This is a genomic window from Nocardioides sp. (assembly GCF_030019515.1).
GTDB lineage: Bacteria > Actinomycetota > Actinomycetes > Propionibacteriales > Nocardioidaceae > Nocardioides.
This window is the reverse complement of the sequence record NZ_JASEEQ010000006.1, coordinates 159,450-177,988: the sequence shown is the minus strand read 5'-3', so window position 1 is coordinate 177,988 and position 18,539 is coordinate 159,450. Positions and strand designations below refer to the sequence as shown.

Below are 18,539 nucleotides of genomic sequence, written 5' to 3'. Positions count from 1 at the left end.
CCGACGGGATCAGACCAGGTCGACGGCGCGCACCGCGATGGCGTCGATGGCGCTCTGGATCTCGGCGAGCACGTCGGCCGGGATGGCAGTGTCGACCGACAGCGCGACCAGCGCCTGGCCGCCCTTGGCGGCGCGGGCGACCTGCATGCCGGCGATGTTGATGCCGGCGTCGCCGATGATCACGCCGACGGTGCCGACCATGCCGGGCCGGTCCTCGTAGGTGAGGAACGCGAGGTGCTCGGCCGGCTCGAGGTCGACGTCGAAGCCGTTGACCTCGACCAGCCGCTCCTTCTGGTTGATCCCGATCAGGGTGCCGCTGACCGACACCTGCGTGCCGTCGGCGAGGGTGCCGCGGATCGTGATCAGGTTGCGGTGGTCGGGGCTCTCCGGGTCGGCGACGAGGCGTACGGCGGTGCCGCGCTCGGCCGCGAGCAGCGGCGCGTTCACGTAGGAGACCTGGTCCTCGACGATGTCGGTGAAGATCCCCTTGAGGGCCGCCAGCTCGAGCACCTTGACGTCGTAGTCGGTGATCTCGCCGCGCACCTCGACGTCGATCGACAGCGCGACCTCGCCGGCGACGGCGGTGAAGACCCGGCCGAGCTTCTCGGAGAGCGGGATGCCGGGTCGCACGTCCTCGGCGATCACGCCGCCCTGGACGTTCACGGCGTCGGGCACCAGCTCACCGGACAGCGCGAGCCGCACCGACTTCGCGACCGCGATGCCGGCCTTCTCCTGCGCCTCGTCCGTGGACGCGCCCAGGTGCGGCGTAGCGACGACGTTCTCCAGCTCGAAGAGCGGGCTGTCGGTGCACGGCTCGTGGGCGAACACGTCGAGCCCCGCCGCCGCGACCCGGCCCTCCTTGAGGGCGGCGTACAGCGCGGCCTCCTCGACGATGCCCCCGCGCGCGGCGTTGACCAGCACCAGCGACGGCTTGACCCTCGCGAGCTGGTCGGTGCCGATCAGGCCCACGGTCTCGGGGGTCTTGGGCAGGTGCACGGACATGAAGTCGGCCTCGGCGAGCAGCGTGTCCAGGTCGACCAGCCGCACGCCCATCTGCGCGGCCCGACCGGCCTGCACGTACGGGTCGTAGGCGACGACCCTCATGCCGAACGCGCTCAGCCGCTGCGCGACCAGGACCCCGATCCGGCCCAGCCCGACGATGCCGACGGTCTTCTCGTAGAGCTCGGTGCCGGTGTAGCGGGACCGCTTCCACTCACCGTTCTTCAACGCGGCGTGGGCCGGCGAGACATGCCGGGCGGCCGCGAGCATCAGCGCGACCGCGAGCTCGGCGGCGGAGACGATGTTGGAGGTCGGGGCGTTGACGACCATCACGCCCGCCTGGGTCGCCGCGCGCACGTCGACGTTGTCCAGGCCCACGCCGGCCCGGGCGATGACCTTGAGCCGGCGGGCGGCGGCGAGCGCCTCGCCGTCGACCTTGGTCGCGGACCGCACCAGGATCGCGTCCGCCTCGGGGATCGCGGCCAGCAGCTCGCCCCGGTCCGCGCCGTCGCAGTACCGGATCTCGAAGTCCGGACCGAGCGCCTCGACGGTCGCCGGACTGAGCTCCTCGGCGATGAGTACGACGGGCCGATCGGCGGGCGTGGCGGCGGGCATGGTCACAGCGTGGAGTCCTCGCGGAAAGGCGGGTGGTGTCTCGGGTGGGCGCACGACGCTGTGCTGCGTCTCGCACTGTACCCGACCGGGACCAGGTATTCGGTCGCGTCCGCGGATGCGACCGACCTATCCTGGGCGCCGTCCCATCCCCTTCTCGTCGGCAGGTCCACGTGAAGCTCTGAGGTCGCCGTCCCACCCCGCCACCTCTTCTGGAGCCTCGCCATGCCTGCACCCCTCTCTGTCATCAGCGCGTCCGGCCTCGGCTTCGCCTGGCCCGACGGCACCCCGAGCCACGACCGGGCGTTCCTCGACGACATCGGCGTGGACCGGGTGGTCGACCTCAGCTGAACAGCGCCTGCCCGACGTACTCCCCGGCGGCGGCGCCGGGGGGCGCCGCGAACAGGGCGGAGCCGGTGACCTTGAGGTACTCCATCATCGCGTCGGACCTCGCCATCCTGTTCTGGATGGGGATGAAGTGGGTGTCCGGGTCACGCACGAACGCGATGAAGAACAGGCCGGCGTTCAGGCCGCCGAGCGCGTCGGTGCCGTCGACGAAGTTGTAGCCGCGGCGCAGCATCCGCGCGCCGTGGTTGAAGTCGGGGTGCACCACCCGGACGTGGGAGTCGCGCGGGATGACCGGGCCGTCGCTGCCGGGCATCGTGAAGTCGGGCTCGCTGAGCTCGTCGCCGCCCGAGAGGGGCGCGCCGCTGTCCTTGGTGCGGCCGATGAAGGCCTCCTGGTCGCCGAGCGGCTGGCGGTCCCAGACCTCGATGGTCATGTTGATCCGCCGGGTGACCAGGTAGGAGCCGCCTGCGAGCCAGCCCGCCTGCGGGTCGTCGTCCTCCCCGACCCAGACGTGCTCGGCCACGGCGTCGGTCTCCTCGGCCTTGACGTTGGCGGTGCCGTCCTTGAAGCCGAACAGGTTGCGCGGCGTGGACTGCGAGGTGGAGGTCGTGGAGGTGCGGCCGAACCCGAGCTGGGACCAGCGCACCGCGACGGTGCCGAAGCCGATCCGCGCGAGGTTGCGGATCGCGTGCACCGCCACCTGTGGGTCGTCGGCGCAGGCCTGCACGCACAGGTCGCCGTACGAGCGCTCCGGGTCGAGCAGGTCGCCCGGGAAGTGCGGCAACGTACGCAGCGCCGTCGGCTGCCGGTCGGCCAGTCCGAACCGGTCGCGACCTCGGTCGTCGCGGAACAGGCTCGGTCCGAACCCGAAGGTGATGGTGAGGCCACTGACGGGGAGCCCGATCGCCTCGCCGGTGTCGTCGGGCGGCAGCGAGCTCGCGCCCTCGGTGGGGCCGACCTCGCCGGCGGGCAGGCCGCGGGTCATCCGGTCGGCGGCCGCGGTCCAGGCCTCGAGCAGGGCGATCAGCTGCGCGCGGGAGCCCGTGATGACGTCGAAGGCCGCGAAGTGCAGGCGGTCCTGGGCCGGGGTGACGATGCCGGCCTGGTGCGCGCCGCGGAACGCGAACGCGTCGCGGGCCCGGGCTGTGGGCACGGCGTCGGCCACGGTCGCCCGGCCGGCGCCGAAGGCACCCGCCGCCAGCCCGGCCGCGGCGACGCCGCCGCCGACCAGGACCCGTCGGGAGACGGCGTGCTCGCTCAGGGGAGCACCGCCGCGGTGAGCCGGGACAGCGGCTCGGCGAGCGCGTTGACGGCGTTCGCCAGCGCCTGGACGTGGTCCTGGGTCAGGTCGTCGTAGAACGTGAAGCCGGTGGCGGTGCGCTGTGCGTCGAGGAGCTTCTGGAGCTCGGCGAACCGGGTCGTGAGGGCCGTCGCGAGATCGGGGTCGTGCTGCTCGACGATCGGCTGCACGCCCTCGAACGCCACGCGGGCGCCGTCGACGTTGGCCTGGAAGTCCCACAGGTCGGTGTGCGACCAGGCCTCCTCCTCGCCGGTCACCTTGCCGGTGGCGACCTCCTCGAGCAGGCCGCGCGAGCCGTTGGCGATCTGGTCGACGGTGTAGCTCAGCTTCTGCACCCGGCCGTCGAGGATCTCGGTGTTGCGCATCAGGTCGTCGGCGTACGCCGCGCGCTGCTTGGTCGTCAGCGGCGTGTAGTCCTCGGCCTCGGCCGGCCAGAGGTCCTTCTCGATCCGGTGCCAGCCGGTCCACTTCTGGCCGGGCTCGAGGTCCGCCTCGCGGGCGTCCATCTTGGGGTCGAGGTCGCCGAAGGACTCGGCGACGGTCTCGATCCGCTCCCAGTGGGTGCGCGCCTCGGGGTAGACCGCCCGGGCCCGGTCGTCGTCGCCGGCTCGGTAGAGCTGCACGAAGTCGCGGGTCCTGGCGACCAGCTGGTCGGACTGGTCCTGCACGTAGGCGCGGTAGTTGTCCAGGGCGGTGCCGACCAGCTGCTGGTCGTCGGCCGAGACGCTCGGGGCGGCGGCGGACTCGGTGACCGTGAAGTCGCTGCGGATGCCGTCGCCCTTCATGCCCGGCTTGCAGGCGGTGACGTAGGAGCCGGCAGGGGCGTTCACGACGAGCTGGCGGGACAGCTCCGGGCCGATGTTCTCGACCTCGCCGACGATCCGCAGCCCGTCCTCGCCGAGGAGGTAGAACTCGGTGACCTGCGAGCCGTCGTTGGTGACGTCGAAGGTGAGGTGGCCGGCCGGTGCCTGTGCGGTGGACAGCTCGCAGCCGTCCGCGGTGGAGGTCACCGTGATGGTGCGGCCGTCAACGGAGCCGCCCGAGCCGCCGGCGTCGCCGGGGGCGTTCTCGGTGCAGGCGGCGACCAGGGGCGTGGCGAGCAGCAGGGCGGCCACGAGAACAGGGGTGCGCATCGGGGTGGAGGGTCCTTCGCGGGTCAGCGGCTGACAGGGGCGGCCGGAGCGGGGTCGGTGGCCGGGGCGGTCGTGGCGGCCGGGGCCGCGGCGCTGCGGCGGCGGACGCCGCGCACGAACAGCGCCATCGTGGGGACGACGTACAGCGTCCAGACGGCGGCCTCGAGCACGGTGGTGACCGGGGAGAAGTTGAAGACGCCCTTGAGGAGCGCGGCGTACCAGGTCGAGGGGTCGATCACCCCGGACACGTCCCAGGCGACGGTGTGCAGGCCGGGCAGGATGCCGGCCTCCTGCAGGTCGTGGACGCCGTAGGACAGGACGCCGGCGGCCACCACGATCAGGAAGCCGCCGGTCCAGGCGAAGAACCGGCTCAGGTTGATCGAGATCGCGCCGCGGTAGAGCAGGTAGCCCAGCGCGACGGCGGTCGCGATGCCGAGCCCGGCGCCCAGCAGCGGCTGCCAGGTGGCGTTGCTGTCCCGGGTGACCGCCTCGGTCGCGGACCAGAGGAAGAGCGCGGTCTCGAGGCCCTCGCGGCCGACCGCGAGCACGGCGACCAGGGCGAGCGCGAACCAGCCGCCGTCGGCGGCCTTGTCGATCTGGCCACGCAGCTCGCCGCTGAGCGTGCGCGCGGCGCGGGCCATCCAGAAGATCATCCAGGTGACCAGGCCGACGGCCACGATCGACAGGGTGCCGCCGATCGCCTCCTGGGCCTCGAAGGTCAGGCCGCGCGGGCCGTAGAACAGCGCGAAGCCGAAGGCCAGCGAGACCGCGACGGCGAGCACGACGCCCGCCCAGACCCGGGGCAGCAGCCCACGACGCTCGGACTTGACCAGGTAGGCGACCAGGATGCTGACGACCAGCGCCGCCTCGAGGCCCTCACGCAGGCCGATCAGGTAGTTCGCGAACACGAAGCCCGATCGTACGCTCTCAGATTAGGTTTGCCTAACCTTAGATCGAACAGCCGTCCGGGCCGCACGCCTCGGCGTCGCCGCCGACGGTCTGCAGCACCGGGTGGGACGCGGTCCAGGCCTGCTCGAGGACCTGGCTGAACACGCCGGCCGGCTGGGCACCGGAGACGCCGTACTTCTGGTCGACGACGAAGAACGGCACACCGGTCGCGCCGTACGCCCGAGCCTGGGCGATGTCGGCCTCGACGGCGTCGGCGTACTCGGTCCCGGCGAGCACCTCGCGCACGCGCGTCTCGTCCAGCCCGGCCGCGACGGCGACCTCGGTGAGCACGTCGTGGTCGCCGACGTTGCGCGCGTCGAGGAAGTACGCCGCGAGCAGCGCCTCCTTCAGCTCCCGCTGGAGCGCCGCTCCCCCGGTGTCGAGGGCGAGGTGCAGGACCCGGTGCGCGTCGACGGTGTTGGTGTGCACGGTCTCGAAGAGCTTGAACGCCAAGCCCTCCTCGGCGGCCAGGTCGATCAGCTGCTGCTGCATCTGGCGCATCTCGGCCTCGCTGCGGCCGTACTTGCGGGCGATGACGGGCGTGCTGAGCTCGTGCCCGTGCCGCGGGGCGCTCGGGTCGAGCTCGAAGGACCGGTACACGACCTCGACCTCGTCGGCGTGCTCGAAGCCCGCCAGGGCGGTCTCCAGGCGCCGCTTCCCGACGTAGCACCACGGACAGACGACGTCGCTCCAGATCTCGATGCGCATGTCTGGTTGAACGCGCAACGACGTCGCGGGATTCCCGAGCGGTCTTCAGCCGCCGGCGAGGCGTGGGCGGTCCGGCGGCAGGAGCTCCTCGATCGGGACGCCCAGGACCTGGCTCAGCGCGACCAGCGTCGTCAGGCGCGGGTTCATCGGCATCCCCGGACGGGACTCGCCCTTCTCGAACTTCTGATAGGTGTACGACGCGATGCCCGCGGCGTGCGCCACCCGCTCCTGGCTGAGCCCGGTGGCCTCACGCGCACGGAGCAGGTTGTGCCCCAGCTCGCGAGCGAAGGACTCCCACGTGACCTCGGACGATCGACGGCGTGCCACGAGGACAGCCTCGCGGGTCGACAGAGCCAAGATGGTCATACCAGTATGGGATTCCGCACCCGCCCAGGTCGCCTGTGGACAGCGGTGCTCGCGGCGCGCCCCGTGTCGGTCGGGCCGTCTAGCGTCACGGACCACGCACGAGTCCCGGCGGGAGATGCAGATGGGCAGCAGGCACGGTCAGCACGACCCGGCTCACGCGCCGACCTGGCTCACTGCGCCGTGCCCGCCCTGGTGCACCCGCTCACACCGTGAGCAGGACCATCCCGAAGATCGTCGACACCAGGACGACGGCACCGTGGTCCCGGTCGTGCTCGGCCGGGTCGAGCCCGGGCGGCTCGGCTATCTCGCACAGGCCGGCGAGGTGGTCGTGCAGCGGATCCGCGACCTACCTCCCGGCGCCCCGACCTGGTTGGTCATCGCCGAGAGCGAGCGCGCGCGCACTCCTCTGGTGCTGAGCGAGGAGAGCGCGGCGCGCCTGCGCTCGGCACTGCCGGAGCCGACCTGAGCGAGCGGTCAGGCCAGGCCCGTCTCCACGGCCTCGCGCATCCGGACGCCGAACACCGTCGCCCCCCGCGGCAGACCGACGCTGCACAGGCCGAAGGCGCCCTCGACGGTGGCGACCAGCGGGAAGGGGAACGCGGGGTGCGCCAGGGCGATCTCGACGCGGACGAGCCGGCTCTTCTCGACCACGAGCGCCCCCTCGTCGGCCTGGAGCGCGCCACCCGGCCACGCCACCAGGATCGAGTCGGGCACCACCACGACCAGGCACTCGCGCCGCGGGCCCGGGCGCAGGACCTGGCTCGGGAAGGCCGCCAGCACGGCCCCCGCGGCCCGCACCACCTCGTCCACAGGGCGGCTCACCCGTCGGTAGACCCGCAGCCCCGCCTCGATCAGCTGCGCGTCGTGCGCGGCCACGGCCGCGTCGACCAACGCCCTGCCGACCACGTCGGCAGGGTCGAAGGCCTCGCCCCCCGAGGGTGCCACGCCTGCGAATCTACCATATCCAAATGGTCATCTATATATGAACCAGATACCGACAAATGACGTTGGCCCGCCCGAGAGTCTCGGGCGGGCCAACGTGCAGTTTCACGCGGGTCAGCGGGTGGCGGTGCCCTCGGTGTAGTCCGAGTCGTGCGACTTCACCCAGGCCATCAGCTTGCGCAGCTCGCGGCCGGTCTGCTCGATCGGGTGCTGCTCGCCCTTCTTGCGCAGCTCGTTGAACTCCGGCGAGCCGGCGTCCATGTCGTCGATGAAGCGCTTGGCGAAGGAGCCGTTCTTGATGTCGGCGAGGACGGCCTCCATGTTCTTCTTCACCTCGGGGGTGATCACGCGGGGGCCCGAGACGTAGTCGCCGTACTCGGCGGTGTCGGAGACCGACCAGCGCTGCTTGGCGATGCCGCCCTCGTACATCAGGTCGACGATCAGCTTGAGCTCGTGGAGGCACTCGAAGTAGGCGACCTCCGGCTGGTAGCCGGCCTCGGTGAGGACCTCGAAGCCGTACATGACCAGCTGCGAGGCGCCGCCGCAGAGCACGGCCTGCTCACCGAACAGGTCGGTCTCGGTCTCCTCGGTGAAGGTGGTCTTGATGCCGCCGGCGCGCAGGCCGCCGATCGCCTTCGCGTACGACAGCGCCAGGTCCCAGGTGCTGCCGGACGGGTCCTTCTCGACCGCGACGAGGACCGGGACGCCCCGGCCGTCGACGTACTCGCGGCGCACCAGGTGGCCGGGGCCCTTGGGAGCGACCATGAAGACGTTCACGCCCTCGGGCGGGGTGATGTAGCCGAACCGGATGTTGAAGCCGTGCCCGAACACGAGGGTGTCGCCCTCGGTGATGTTCGGCTCGATCTCCTCGGCGTACAGCTTCCGCTGGTGCTGGTCGGGGGCGAGGATGACGATGACGTCCGCCTCCTCCGCGGCCTCGGCGGGCGTGAGGACCCGCAGGCCCTCGGCCTCGGCCTTGGCGCGGCTCTTCGAGTCCGGCTGCAGGCCGACGCGGACGTCGACGCCCGAGTCACGCAGCGACAGCGCGTGGGCGTGGCCCTGGCTGCCGTAGCCGATGACCGCCACGTTCTTGCCCTGGATCAGGGCCAGGTCGGCGTCGTCGTCGTAGAACATCTCAGCCACGGGGGCTTCTCCTTCTTGTCGGTCCTTCGTAGGGGTGTGGTGCTTCAGCCCGCCGCGGGCGGAGCCGGGATCGGGACCGGGCGCAGGGTGCGCTCGGAGATGGAACGGGAGCCGCGCCCGATCGCGACCATGCCGGACTGCACGAGCTCGCGGATGCCGAACGGCTCGAGCACCCGGAGCAGGTCCGAGAGCTTGTCGGCGTTGCCGACCGCCTGGATCGTGATCGCGTCCGGGGCCACGTCGACCACCTTGGCGCGGAACAACTGGACGGCGTCGAGGACCTGGCTGCGGGCCTCCACGTCGGCCTTGACCTTGACCAGCAGCAGCTCGCGCTTGACCGAGGCGGCGCCGTCGAGCTCGACGATCTTGATCACCTCGACCAGCTTGTTCAGCTGCTTGGTGACCTGCTCGAGCGGTGAGCCCTCGACGTTGACCACGATGGTCATCCGGGAGACCTCGGGGTGCTCGGTCGGTCCGACCGCGAGCGAGTCGATGTTGAAGCCGCGCCGGCTGAACAGGCCCGCGATCCGGGCCAGCACGCCGGGCTTGTTCTCGACCAGGACGGACAGGGTGTGGCGGGTGTCCGCGGATGCGCTCATGGACGGAGCTCCAGATCTGCGTCGTCGTCGAACTTCGGGGCCAGGTCGCGGGCGTACTTGATCTCGTCGTTGCTGGTGCCGGCCGCGACCATCGGCCACACCATCGCGTCGCGGTGCACCCGGAAGTCCACCACGACCGGGACGTCGTCGATCTCCATCGCCTTGTGGATCGTGGCGTCCACGTCGTCGGGGCTCTCGCAGGCCAGGCCCACGCAGCCGTAGGCGTCGGCCAGCTTGACGAAGTCAGGGATCCGCTTGGAGTGCAGGTCGGTGTTGGAGTAGCGCTCGTTGTAGAACAGGGTCTGCCACTGCCGGACCATGCCGAGCGACTCGTTGTTGATGATCGCGACCTTGATCGGGATGTCGTTGATCGCGCAGGTCGCGAGCTCCTGGTTGGTCATCTGGAAGCACCCGTCGCCGTCGATCGACCAGACGGTGGCGTCGGGCCGGCCGACCTTGGCACCCATCGCGGCCGGCACCGAGAAGCCCATGGTGCCCAGGCCGCCGGAGTTGATCCAGGTGTTCGGGTTCTCGTAGCCGACGAAGTGGGCGGCCCACATCTGGTGCTGGCCGACCCCGGCGCAGTAGATGGCCTCCGGGCCGGCGATCGCGCCGAGCCGCTCGAGGACGTACTGGGGGGCCAGGCCGCCGTCCGCCGGGGTGTCGTACCCGAGCGGGTACTTCTTCTTCACCCCGGCCAGGAAGTCCACCCAGGCCTCGTAGTCGCCGGTGTGGCCGGCGTCGGCCTCGGCCTTGAGGGCGACGACCAGGTCGCTGATCACCTCGCGGCAGTCACCCACGATCGGGACGTCGACCGCACGGTTCTTGCCGATCTCGGCCGGGTCGATGTCGGCGTGGATGACCCGGGCGCCGGGGGCGAACGAGTCGAGCTTGCCGGTGACGCGGTCGTCGAAGCGGGCGCCGAGGCTGATGATCAGGTCGCTGCGCTGCAGGCCGGCCACGGCCGCGACGGTGCCGTGCATGCCGGGCATGCCCAGGTGCTGGGGGTGGCTGTCGGGGAACGCACCGCGGGCCATCAGGGTCGTGACGACCGGGATGCCGGTGAGCTCGGCGAGCACGCGCAGCTCGCGGAACGCACCCGCGCGGATGGTGCCGCCGCCGACGTAGAGCACCGGGCGGCGCGACTCCAGGATCAGCCTGGCGGCCTCGCGGATCTGCTTGGAGTGCGGCCGGGTGACGGGGCGGTACCCGGGGAGCGCGAGCTCGGTCGGCCAGACGAAGTCGGTCATCGACTGGAGCGCGGACTTGGCGACGTCGACGAGCACCGGGCCCGGCCGCCCGGTCGAGGCGATGTGGAACGCCTCGGCGATCGTGCGCGGGATCTCGGCCGGATCGGTGACCAGGAAGTTGTGCTTGGTGACCGGCATCGTGATGCCGCGGATGTCGGCCTCCTGGAAGGCATCGGTGCCGATCTGGGCGGCCCCGACCTGGCCGGTGACGGCCACCATCGGCACGGAGTCCATGTGCGCGTCGGCGAGCGGGGTGACGAGGTTGGTCGCGCCCGGCCCCGAGGTGGCCATGCAGACCCCGACCCGGCCGGTGGCCACGGCGTACCCCTGGGCGGCGTGGCCGGCCCCCTGCTCGTGGCGGACCAGGATGTGCCGGATCGAGGAGTCCATCAGCGGGTCGTACGCCGGGAGGATCGCGCCCCCCGGGATGCCGAAGATGTGCTCGGTGCCCACTGCCTCCAGCGACCTGACCAGGCTCTGGGCCCCTGTCATCTGCTCGCTCATCGTTGTGTTCCCGTCTCGCTACCTGGTGCCGTGCCCTGCCCAACAAAAAACCCCTCGGCCCGGGTGGGCGGCGAGGGGTGACGTGTGCGCTGCTGTCGAGTCGACTCAGCCCACACGTCGCGTGCGTACCAGAATGCCGTTGCGCATGGCCCCACGCTAGCGGCACCGGCCTCCCGCCCGCATCCGAGTGTGACACGCGTCCCAGCATGCGGGACAGCGGTCTCACTCCCCGGTTCATTCTTGGCCGGCCGGCTCCCGCCCATCGGCGGTGCAGACGCAGACCTTGTTGCCGTGGGGGTCGGCGAGCACCCAGAACGCCGGCACCTCGTCCTCGCTGACCAGCGTGCCGCCGGCCTCGACGGCCGCGACCACCCGCTCCTCGGCCACGTCGCGCGGCACCACGATGTCGAGGTGGAAGCGCTGCTGGACCTCGCCGGTCGCGCCGGGAGCCTCCTGGAACCACAGGGTGTTGTTGCGCCCGCCGGGGTCCCTGATCTCCGGCCAGTCCTGGTTGTCCTGGTAGCCGAGCACGGCCCGCCAGAACGGCTTGACCGCCGCGGCGTCCGGGACGTCGAGAGCGAGCTCGAGGGTGGAGACGTCGCGGGGCGCCGCCTCGATGCCGAGCTCGGCGGCGATCTCGGAGATCCGCCGGGCCAGGTCGACGTCGCGGCTGGTGACGCCGTGCACGTCGTGGCTCTGGAGGTCGACGTCGACCTGGGGGTAGGTCAGCACCACGTCGGGGTGGTGGTTGGCCGCCTCGGCCGCCTCGGTGATCCGGGTGACCAGCTCGAGCCCCTTGGTGAAGCTGCCGGTCCTGAACCGGGCGTGCAGCTTCATCAGGAAGAACCGCCAGTCGTCGAGGCCCTCGGCCTGCACCTGGGGGAACCTCAGCACCTGCTTCGGGTCGCTCGTGCTGTCGGTCATGGGAGCACCACCTCTCCGATCGGTCCGGGGTTGAAGGCGATCTCCCAGCGGTATCCGTCGGGGTCGCCGAAGTAACCGGTGTAGCCGCCCCAGTCGCGCTCGACCGCGTCGTGCACCGGGTCGGCGCCGGCCGCCCGCGCGGTCGCCAGCACGGCGTCGACCTCTTCGCGGGTGGCGACGTTGTGGGAGAGCGTCAGCGGGGCGACACCCGGTCCGCGAGTGATCGGGCCGACCTCCTGCTCGAAGGCGGTGTCGACCCAGAGCGAGAACACGACGTGCTCGCCGACCTGGAGCATCAGCACCTCGCCGGGGACGTCCAGCGCGGCGGTCCAGCCGAGGCCGTCGACGTAGAACCTGCGGCTCGCGTCCAGGTCGCGCGTGGCCAACGTGATGAAGCTGATCCTCTGGTCCACCCGGCCACCATGGCACAGCCCGCGGACGAAGCGTCCAGGTCGCGGCATCCCGACTGGTGAGACGGGAGCCATCCGGGGGCGCGGCAGCGTCGAACCTCCGGAGCAAGCACCCACCCACACGCTTCCTCGGGAGCGAGACAGGGAGAGCCCCATGAGACTCACCACCGGGAAGAAGGTCGCGGTCGCGGCCAGCGCGCTCATCACCACCGCCGGCATCGTCGGCGCCTCGGTCGTCGCCTCGGACGCGGCACCATCTGCTGCCGACGGCGGTACGACGACGCACGGCCGGCTCATCCCGCTGAACAACAGCGGGGTCACCGGTGACGCGCACGTCGTCGTGGACGGCCGCCGGCTCGCGGTCGACCTGGACGCACGGCACCTCCTCAAGGGGATGCCGCACGCGGAGCACATCCACTTCGGCGCCCAGGCCCGTCAGGAGTGCCCGAGCGTGCGCGACGACGACAACGCCGACCACCGGCTCAGCACCGCCGAGGGCCAGCCGGCCTACGGTCCGGTCAAGGTGTCGCTGACCACCAAGGGCGACACCTCGCCGAAGAGCACGCTGGCCGTCCAGCGCTACCCGCTGGCGAAGAAGGGCCAGATCCACTACAACCGCGACGGCATCGAGGTCTCCAAGCGAGTGGCCCGCGCGATCCGGCACGGCAAGGCGGTGCTCGTGATCCACGGCATCGACTACAACGGCAACGGCAAGTACGACTTCGGCGCCGGCCGCAGCGAGCTCGACCCGTCGCTGCCCGCCGAGGCCACCGACCCGGTGACCTGCGGCGTGCTCCAGGTCGTCGAGCCCGCGGCCCCGACGACCAGCCCGGAGAGCCCGACGCCCTCGCTCCCGCTCAAGCACTGAGCAGCGAGTCGGGCCGGCTCCACCGCCGCGGGACCGGCTGCGTGGAGTGCGAGCGGCCCGGCTGTCGGTTTCCCCGGGTACCCGGGGAAACCTGCACTGTTCGGCCGAAACTTCGGCCGAACAGTGCAGGCTTTGCCCGAACAGTCCGGCCCTCAGGCCTCGAGGACCTCGCGCACGGCCTCGAGGCCGGCCCGCACCTCGGCGAACGACGTGGACAAGGGCGACAGCCCGATACGCAGCCCGTGCGGGTCGCGGTAGTCGGGGATCACGTCGCGCTCCCACAGGGCCGCGGTGACCTCGCGCATCCGCGGGTGGTTGAGCGTCACGTGGCCGCCCCGCCGGTCCGGGTCGCGCGGCGAGGCGAGCACGACCCCGAGCGGGCCGGGCAGCGCGTCGGCGACCTCGACGGCGTACGACGTGAGCGCCACCGACTTGGCGCGCACCGCGTCCATGCCGGCCTCCTCGACGAGGCCGAGCATGTCCTGGATGGCCAGCATCCCGACGATGGGAGGGGTGCCGGAGAGGAACCGGCGCACGCCGGCCGCCGGGGCGTAGGACGGCCCCATGAGGAACGGGTCCGCGGCGCCCATCCACCCCTGGATCGGCTGGGTCAGCTCCTCGAGGTGCCGCTGCGCGACGTAGGCGAAGGCCGGCGAGCCGGGGCCGCCGTTGAGGTACTTGTAGGTGCAGCCGACCGCCAGGTCCGCGCCGGCCTCGTCGAGCGCGATCGGCACCGAGGCCACGGAATGGCACAGGTCCCACAGCACCAGCGCGCCGGCGTCCTGGGCGATCCGGGTCAGCTCCGGCAGGTCGGCGAGCCAGGCCGAGCGGTAGGCGACGTGCGAGAGCACCACCAGCGCCGTCGCCGGTCCGACCACGGCCTCCAGCAGCGACGCCGTGACCCCGGCGGCCGGGTCGACCTCGATCCAGCGCAGCGTCAGCCCGCACTCCTGAGCAACCCCGGCCGCGACGTACCGGTCGGTCGGGAAGTTGTCGCGGTCGATCACGATCTCGGTGCGCCCCGGGCGGGCCGCGACCGCCGCGCGCATCAGCTTGTAGAGCAGCACTGTGGTCGAGTCGCCGACGACCGTCTGGCCGGGCGCCGCGCCGAGCACCACCCGGCCCAGGTCGTCGCCGAGCACCTGCGGCAGCTCGAACCACCGCTCGTCCCAGCCGCGGATCAGGCGGCCACCCCACTCCTGCTCCACGAACGCCGCGAGCCGCGGGCCGGTCACCGCCAGCGGCCGGCCCAGCGAGTTGCCGTCGAAGTAGACGAGCGGCTGGTCGGCGCCGACGAAGCGGTCGCGGTACGACGCCAGCGGGTCGACGGCGTCGAGCCGCTCGGCGTGCTGGGTGGCCCGACCGGTCACGGGCGGGTCGCCGTCAGGTCGCGGACCTCGGCGTACCGGGCCCGCACCTGCGGGGTCGGCTCGACCTCGGTGGCGACCACGTCGGCCAGCGGCCACTGCGGCGGCTCCGCGCCGCCCGAGAGCACCCAGGCGGCCTGACGGGCCGCGCCACGGGCGACGTACTCCCCCGGCTGCGGGACCGTGACCGGGAGCCCGAGCACGGCCGAGGCGATCTCGCGGACCGCCCGGGAGCGGGCCGCGCCGCCGACCAGGATGATCCGCTCGACCGGGGTGCCGAGGGCCCGGACGGCGTCCACCGCGTCCGCCAGGCCGCACAACATGCCCTCGACCGCGGCGCGGGCAAGATGCGCCGGGTCAGTGGTCTCCAGCCGCATGCCGTGCAGGGCACCGGTGGCGTCGGGCCGGTTCGGGGTGCGCTCGCCCTCGAGGTAGGGCACCAGCACCATCCCGCCGGCGCCGGCGGGCGCGGACAGCGCGAGCTCGGAGAACTCGTCGTGGTCGACGCCGAGGATCCGCTCGGCGGCCGCGAGCACGCGCGCGGCGTTCATGGTCGCGACCAGCGGCAGGAACCGGCCGGTGGCGTCGGCGAACCCGGCGACGGCGCCGGAGACGTCGCCGACCGGCTGGTCCGCGACCGCGCACGCCACCCCGGACGTGCCGATCGAGACGATCACGTCGCCCGAGACGGCGCCGAGGCCCAGCGCGCTGGCGGCGTTGTCACCGGTGCCGGGGCCGAGCAGCTGGCCGGCGGGCGTCCGGCCGGCGGCCTCCGCGGGGCCGAGCACCCGCGGCAGCACCGCGTCGTGACCCAGGCCGAGCTCGAGCAGGTCGCGGCGGTACTCCCCCAGATTTCCTTGGCCGGTCGTGGGCGACCAGTAGCCGGTGCCGCTCGCGTCGCCGCGGTCGGTGGCGAGGGCGTCGAGGCCCCGCCCGTCCGGTCCGGGGTGGCCGGCGAGCCTCCAGGTGAGCCAGTCGTGGGGCAGGCAGACCGCCGCCGTCCGAGCGGCGTTCTCGGGCTCGTGGCGCGCCAGCCAGCGCAGCTTGGTGACCGTGAACGACGCGACCGGGACCAGCCCGACGGCGTCGACCCAGGCGGCCGGGCCGCCGAGCTCGTCGATCAGGTCGCGCGCGGCCTGCGCGGAGCGGGTGTCGTTCCACAGCAGCGCCGGACGGACGACGGCGCCCCGCTCGTCGAGGCAGACCATGCCGTGCTGCTGCCCGCCGACGGCGATCGCCTCGACGTCGTCGAGCCCGCCGGCGGCCGCCCGCGCCTGCTGGAAGGCGTCCCACCAGGCGTCCGGGTGCACCTCGGTGCCGTCCGGATGGGGGGCGGCGCCGCTGCGGACGAGCTCGCCGCTCTCCGCGTCACAGACGACGATCTTGCAGGACTGGGTGGAGGTGTCTACCCCCGCGACGAGTGCCACGAGCCGAGGGTAGTCGGAGCGCCGTGGGAGCGTGTGCGAAGGGCGGCTCTAGGGTTGACGTGTGCGTGATCCGGCCGGCCAGAACCTCGTCCTCGCCCACGGCCCCTACCGCGCCGAGGTCGTCACCGTCGGCGCCGGCCTCCGGTCGCTGTCGTACGACGGGCGCCCGCTGCTGGCCGGCTACCCGGCGGGTCAGGTGTGCCCGGACTACCGCGGCTGGGTGCTGATGCCGTGGCCGAACCGGGTCGGCGACGGGGCCTACGAGTTCGGCGGCCGGCGGCTCCGGCTGCCGCTGACCGAGCCCGAGCGCGGTAACGCCCTGCACGGCCTCGCGGGCTGGGTGGAGTGGACGCTCGCCCACCACGACGACACGCACGCCTCCCTGCGGCTCGCCCTGGTCCCGCAGGCCGGGTACCCGTTCCCGCTCGACCTGGCGGTCGACTACGAGCTCACCGACACCGGCCTGCGGGTCACCCTCGCGGCCACCAACGCCGGCCCCACGGCCGCGCCGTACGGCACCGGGCACCACCCGTACTTCACCTTCGACCGGCCGGTCGACGAGCTGACCCTGCAGATCCCGGCGACCACGTGGTGCCCGATGGACGAGCGCGGCCTCGCCCGACCGGCGCAGCCGGTGGCCGGGACGGCGTACGACTTCCGCGAGGGCCGGCTCGTCGGCGACGCGGTCATCGACCACCCGTTCGGCGGGCTGACCGACCGCGTCGTGACGATCACCGACCCGGAGGGGCGCGCCGTGACGCTCACCCTCGACGACGGCTTCGGCTGGGTACACGTGTTCACCTCCGACACCCACGACCCGCCGCGCCGCTCGCTGGCGGTCGAGCCGACGACCTGCCCGCCGGACGCGTTCCGCACCGGCGTCGACCTGGTCGTGCTCGAGCCGGGCGAGACCCATCGGGCCTCGTTCACCGTCGCGGGAGGCTGCGTCCTCAGCCGGTGATGGCGCCGTGGGCGGCCGACTGGACGATCTTGGCGTACTTGCCGAGCACGCCCCGGGTGTACTTGGGCGGGTTGGGCTCCCAGCCGACCTTGCGCTGCTCCCACTCCGCCTGATCGCCGATCTCGACCTCGAGCAGCCGATTGGCGACGTCGAGGGTGATCTGGTCGCCGTCGCGCACGAACGCGATCGGCCCGCCGTCGACGGCCTCCGGCGCGATGTGGCCGACGCACAGACCCGTGGTACCGCCCGAGAAGCGGCCGTCGGTGATCAGCAGCACGTCCTTGCCGAGGCCGGCGCCCTTGATCGCGCCGGTGATCGCGAGCATCTCGCGCATCCCGGGCCCGCCCTTGGGTCCCTCGTAGCGGATCACCACGACGTCGCGGGCCTTGATCTCGCCGGCCTCGAGCGCGTCCATCGCGGCGCGCTCGCCGTCGAAGACCCGGGCGGTGCCGGTGAAGACCGAGTCGTCGAAGCCGGCGGTCTTGACCACGGCACCCTCGGGGGCGAGCGAGCCCTTGAGGATCGTGAGGCCGCCGGTCTTGTGGATCGGCCGGTCCAGGCTGCGGATGACCTCGTCGTCGAGGGCCGGCGGCGCGAGGTCCTCGAGGTTCTCGGCGAGGGTCTTGCCGGTGACCGTGAGCGCGTCGCCGTGCATGAGGCCGGCGTCGAGCAGCGCCTTCATCACCACGGGGATGCCGCCGATCTTGTCGACGTCGTTCATGACGTACTTGCCGAACGGCTTCAGGTCGCCCAGGTGCGGGACCTTGTCGCCGACGCGGTTGAAGTCGTCGATGGTGAGGTCGACGTCGGCCTCGCGGGCCATGGCCAGCAGGTGGAGCACGGCGTTGGTCGAGCCGCCGAGCGCCATCACGACGGTGATCGCGTTCTCGAACGCCTCGCGGGTCATGATCTGGCGGGCGGTGATGCCCTGGCGCAGCAGGTCGACCACGGCCTCGCCCGAGCGGTGGGCGAACCCGTCGCGGCGTCGGTCGACGGCCGGCGGGGCCGCCGAGCCGGGCAGGGACATGCCGATCGCCTCGGCGACCGAGGCCATCGTGTTCGCGGTGTACATGCCGCCGCAGGCGCCCTCCCCCGGACAGATCGCGCGCTCGATGCGGTCGACCTCGGCACGGGTGATCTTGCCGGCCAGGCACGCCCCGACGGCCTCGAACGCGTCGATGATCGTCACGTCGTTGCCGTCGACCTGGCCGGGCATCGTGGAGCCGGCGTACAGGAAGACGCTGGCGAGGTCGAGGCGCGCGGCGGCCATCATCATGCCGGGCAGCGACTTGTCGCAGCCGGCGAGCAGCACCGAGCCGTCGAGCCGCTCGGCCATCATCACCGTCTCCACGGAGTCGGCGATCACCTCGCGCGAGACCAGTGAGAAGTGCATGCCCTCGTGGCCCATCGAGATGCCGTCGGAGACCGAGATGGTGCCGAACTCGAGCGGGTAGCCGCCGGCCGCGTGCACACCGTTCTTGACGGCCTTGGCGAGCCGGTCCAGCGACAGGTTGCACGGGGTGATCTCGTTCCAGCTCGAGCCCACGCCGATCTGCGGCTTCGCGAAGTCCTCGTCGCCCATGCCTACCGCCCGCAGCATGCCGCGCGCGGCGGCCTTCTCCAGGCCGTCGGTGACGTCGCGGGAGCGGGGCTTGATGTCGGGGCGGGAGGTGGGCTCGGTCATGCGCCCAGGATATTGGTCGGCACACCTGGGGGCTCGGTGGGCTCGA

At 72.3% G+C, this 18,539-nt stretch carries 19 protein-coding genes; 4 read left to right on the top strand and 15 right to left on the bottom strand.

Annotated features, from left to right (window positions below; all coding sequences use genetic code 11):
* Positions 1-9: 9 nt before the first annotated feature.
* Entirely contained in the window at positions 10-1,614 is a 1,605-nt protein-coding gene (gene serA, locus QMC84_RS10705) for a phosphoglycerate dehydrogenase (RefSeq protein WP_300374678.1), read from the bottom strand.
* Between the two features lie 222 nt (positions 1,615-1,836).
* On the opposite strand from serA, the gene QMC84_RS10700 reads away from it, so the two are divergent.
* The gene (locus QMC84_RS10700) at positions 1,837-1,962 is read left to right on the top strand and encodes a hypothetical protein (RefSeq protein ID WP_300374676.1); all 126 of its coding nucleotides are present in this window, start codon (positions 1,837-1,839) and stop codon (positions 1,960-1,962) included.
* Here the strand turns inward: QMC84_RS10700 and efeB are convergent.
* From efeB to QMC84_RS10675, 5 genes are read right to left on the bottom strand one after another with little or no spacing between them, the layout of a single operon-like run.
* Positions 1,955-3,220, bottom strand: a complete 1,266-nt coding sequence (gene efeB / locus QMC84_RS10695) for an iron uptake transporter deferrochelatase/peroxidase subunit (protein WP_300374874.1) — start codon at positions 3,218-3,220, stop codon at positions 1,955-1,957. The genes QMC84_RS10700 and efeB overlap by 8 nt on opposite strands.
* The gene (gene efeO, locus QMC84_RS10690; protein ID WP_300374674.1) at positions 3,217-4,392 is read right to left on the bottom strand and encodes an iron uptake system protein EfeO; all 1,176 of its coding nucleotides are present in this window, start codon (positions 4,390-4,392) and stop codon (positions 3,217-3,219) included. Before efeO ends, efeB begins: the two co-directional genes overlap by 4 nt.
* Positions 4,393-4,415: 23 nt before the next feature.
* The gene (efeU, locus tag QMC84_RS10685; RefSeq protein ID WP_300374672.1) at positions 4,416-5,300 is read right to left on the bottom strand and encodes an iron uptake transporter permease EfeU; all 885 of its coding nucleotides are present in this window, start codon (positions 5,298-5,300) and stop codon (positions 4,416-4,418) included.
* A 40-nt stretch (positions 5,301-5,340) separates the two neighbouring features.
* Complete coding sequence (locus tag QMC84_RS10680; protein ID WP_300374670.1) at positions 5,341-6,048, bottom strand: DsbA family oxidoreductase; 708 nt, start codon at positions 6,046-6,048, stop codon at positions 5,341-5,343.
* A gap of 45 nt (positions 6,049-6,093) precedes the next feature.
* Positions 6,094-6,414, bottom strand: coding sequence for a helix-turn-helix transcriptional regulator (locus QMC84_RS10675; protein WP_300374668.1), 321 nt, complete (start codon positions 6,412-6,414; stop codon positions 6,094-6,096).
* Between the two features lie 121 nt (positions 6,415-6,535).
* Here QMC84_RS10675 and QMC84_RS10670 point away from each other — a divergent pair, with 121 nt between their 5' ends.
* Positions 6,536-6,880 (top strand): hypothetical protein, encoded by a 345-nt coding sequence (locus QMC84_RS10670; protein ID WP_300374666.1) that lies wholly within the window; start codon positions 6,536-6,538, stop codon positions 6,878-6,880.
* A gap of 8 nt (positions 6,881-6,888) precedes the next feature.
* Here the strand turns inward: QMC84_RS10670 and QMC84_RS10665 are convergent, their stop codons facing one another.
* The 6 genes from QMC84_RS10665 to QMC84_RS10640 all read right to left on the bottom strand — a co-directional run bounded on the left by QMC84_RS10665 (position 6,889) and on the right by QMC84_RS10640 (position 12,189).
* The gene (locus tag QMC84_RS10665) at positions 6,889-7,359 is read right to left on the bottom strand and encodes a hypothetical protein (protein ID WP_300374664.1); all 471 of its coding nucleotides are present in this window, start codon (positions 7,357-7,359) and stop codon (positions 6,889-6,891) included.
* A gap of 111 nt (positions 7,360-7,470) precedes the next feature.
* Complete coding sequence (gene ilvC, locus QMC84_RS10660) at positions 7,471-8,499, bottom strand: ketol-acid reductoisomerase (RefSeq protein WP_300374662.1); 1,029 nt, start codon at positions 8,497-8,499, stop codon at positions 7,471-7,473.
* 44 nt (positions 8,500-8,543) lie between these two features.
* Positions 8,544-9,098: an acetolactate synthase small subunit gene (gene ilvN / locus QMC84_RS10655; protein WP_300374660.1), complete on the bottom strand. Its 555-nt coding sequence runs from the start codon at positions 9,096-9,098 to the stop codon at positions 8,544-8,546.
* Positions 9,095-10,852 carry an acetolactate synthase large subunit gene (locus tag QMC84_RS10650; RefSeq protein ID WP_300374658.1) on the bottom strand — a complete coding sequence of 586 codons (1,758 nt, stop codon included), beginning with the start codon at positions 10,850-10,852 and terminating at the stop codon, positions 9,095-9,097. Before QMC84_RS10650 ends, ilvN begins: the two co-directional genes overlap by 4 nt.
* A 234-nt stretch (positions 10,853-11,086) precedes the next feature.
* On the bottom strand, positions 11,087-11,776 hold the full coding sequence (locus tag QMC84_RS10645) for a VOC family protein (protein ID WP_300374656.1): 690 nt from the start codon (positions 11,774-11,776) through the stop codon (positions 11,087-11,089).
* Entirely contained in the window at positions 11,773-12,189 is a 417-nt protein-coding gene (locus QMC84_RS10640; RefSeq protein ID WP_300374654.1) for a VOC family protein, read from the bottom strand. Before QMC84_RS10640 ends, QMC84_RS10645 begins: the two co-directional genes overlap by 4 nt.
* Before the next feature lie 151 nt (positions 12,190-12,340).
* Between QMC84_RS10640 and QMC84_RS10635 the strand changes: the two genes are divergently transcribed.
* Positions 12,341-13,054: a hypothetical protein gene (locus QMC84_RS10635; RefSeq protein WP_300374652.1), complete on the top strand. Its 714-nt coding sequence runs from the start codon at positions 12,341-12,343 to the stop codon at positions 13,052-13,054.
* A 152-nt stretch (positions 13,055-13,206) separates the two neighbouring features.
* Here QMC84_RS10635 and QMC84_RS10630 read toward each other — a convergent pair whose 3' ends face one another.
* Both QMC84_RS10630 and xylB read right to left on the bottom strand, forming a co-directional pair.
* Complete coding sequence (locus QMC84_RS10630) at positions 13,207-14,424, bottom strand: aminotransferase class V-fold PLP-dependent enzyme (protein WP_300374650.1); 1,218 nt, start codon at positions 14,422-14,424, stop codon at positions 13,207-13,209.
* Positions 14,421-15,848 carry a xylulokinase gene (xylB, locus tag QMC84_RS10625; protein WP_300374648.1) on the bottom strand — a complete coding sequence of 476 codons (1,428 nt, stop codon included), beginning with the start codon at positions 15,846-15,848 and terminating at the stop codon, positions 14,421-14,423. The genes QMC84_RS10630 and xylB overlap by 4 nt, the downstream gene beginning before the upstream one ends.
* Before the next feature lie 61 nt (positions 15,849-15,909).
* Between xylB and QMC84_RS10620 the strand changes: the two genes are divergently transcribed.
* Positions 15,910-16,809 (top strand): aldose 1-epimerase family protein, encoded by a 900-nt coding sequence (locus tag QMC84_RS10620; RefSeq protein ID WP_300374646.1) that lies wholly within the window; start codon positions 15,910-15,912, stop codon positions 16,807-16,809.
* Here QMC84_RS10620 and ilvD read toward each other — a convergent pair.
* Entirely contained in the window at positions 16,799-18,493 is a 1,695-nt protein-coding gene (gene ilvD, locus QMC84_RS10615) for a dihydroxy-acid dehydratase (RefSeq protein WP_300374644.1), read from the bottom strand. The two genes, QMC84_RS10620 and ilvD, sit on opposite strands and share 11 nt — an antisense overlap.
* Positions 18,494-18,539: the final 46 nt, after the last annotated feature.

Bases quoted from the DNA above. Each gene is read 5' to 3' on its own strand.
- serA (WP_300374678.1), bottom strand. From the start codon at position 1,614: ATGCCCGCCGCCACGCCCGCCGATCGGCCCGTCGTACTCATCGCCGAG.
- QMC84_RS10700 (WP_300374676.1), top strand. From the start codon at position 1,837: ATGCCTGCACCCCTCTCTGTCATCAGCGCGTCCGGCCTCGGCTTCGCC.
- efeO (WP_300374674.1), bottom strand. From the start codon at position 4,392: ATGCGCACCCCTGTTCTCGTGGCCGCCCTGCTGCTCGCCACGCCCCTG.
- QMC84_RS10680 (WP_300374670.1), bottom strand. From the start codon at position 6,048: ATGCGCATCGAGATCTGGAGCGACGTCGTCTGTCCGTGGTGCTACGTC.
- QMC84_RS10675 (WP_300374668.1), bottom strand. From the start codon at position 6,414: ATGACCATCTTGGCTCTGTCGACCCGCGAGGCTGTCCTCGTGGCACGC.
- QMC84_RS10670 (WP_300374666.1), top strand. From the start codon at position 6,536: ATGGGCAGCAGGCACGGTCAGCACGACCCGGCTCACGCGCCGACCTGG.
- ilvN (WP_300374660.1), bottom strand. From the start codon at position 9,098: ATGAGCGCATCCGCGGACACCCGCCACACCCTGTCCGTCCTGGTCGAG.
- QMC84_RS10650 (WP_300374658.1), bottom strand. From the start codon at position 10,852: ATGAGCGAGCAGATGACAGGGGCCCAGAGCCTGGTCAGGTCGCTGGAG.
- QMC84_RS10645 (WP_300374656.1), bottom strand. From the start codon at position 11,776: ATGACCGACAGCACGAGCGACCCGAAGCAGGTGCTGAGGTTCCCCCAG.
- QMC84_RS10635 (WP_300374652.1), top strand. From the start codon at position 12,341: ATGAGACTCACCACCGGGAAGAAGGTCGCGGTCGCGGCCAGCGCGCTC.
- ilvD (WP_300374644.1), bottom strand. From the start codon at position 18,493: ATGACCGAGCCCACCTCCCGCCCCGACATCAAGCCCCGCTCCCGCGAC.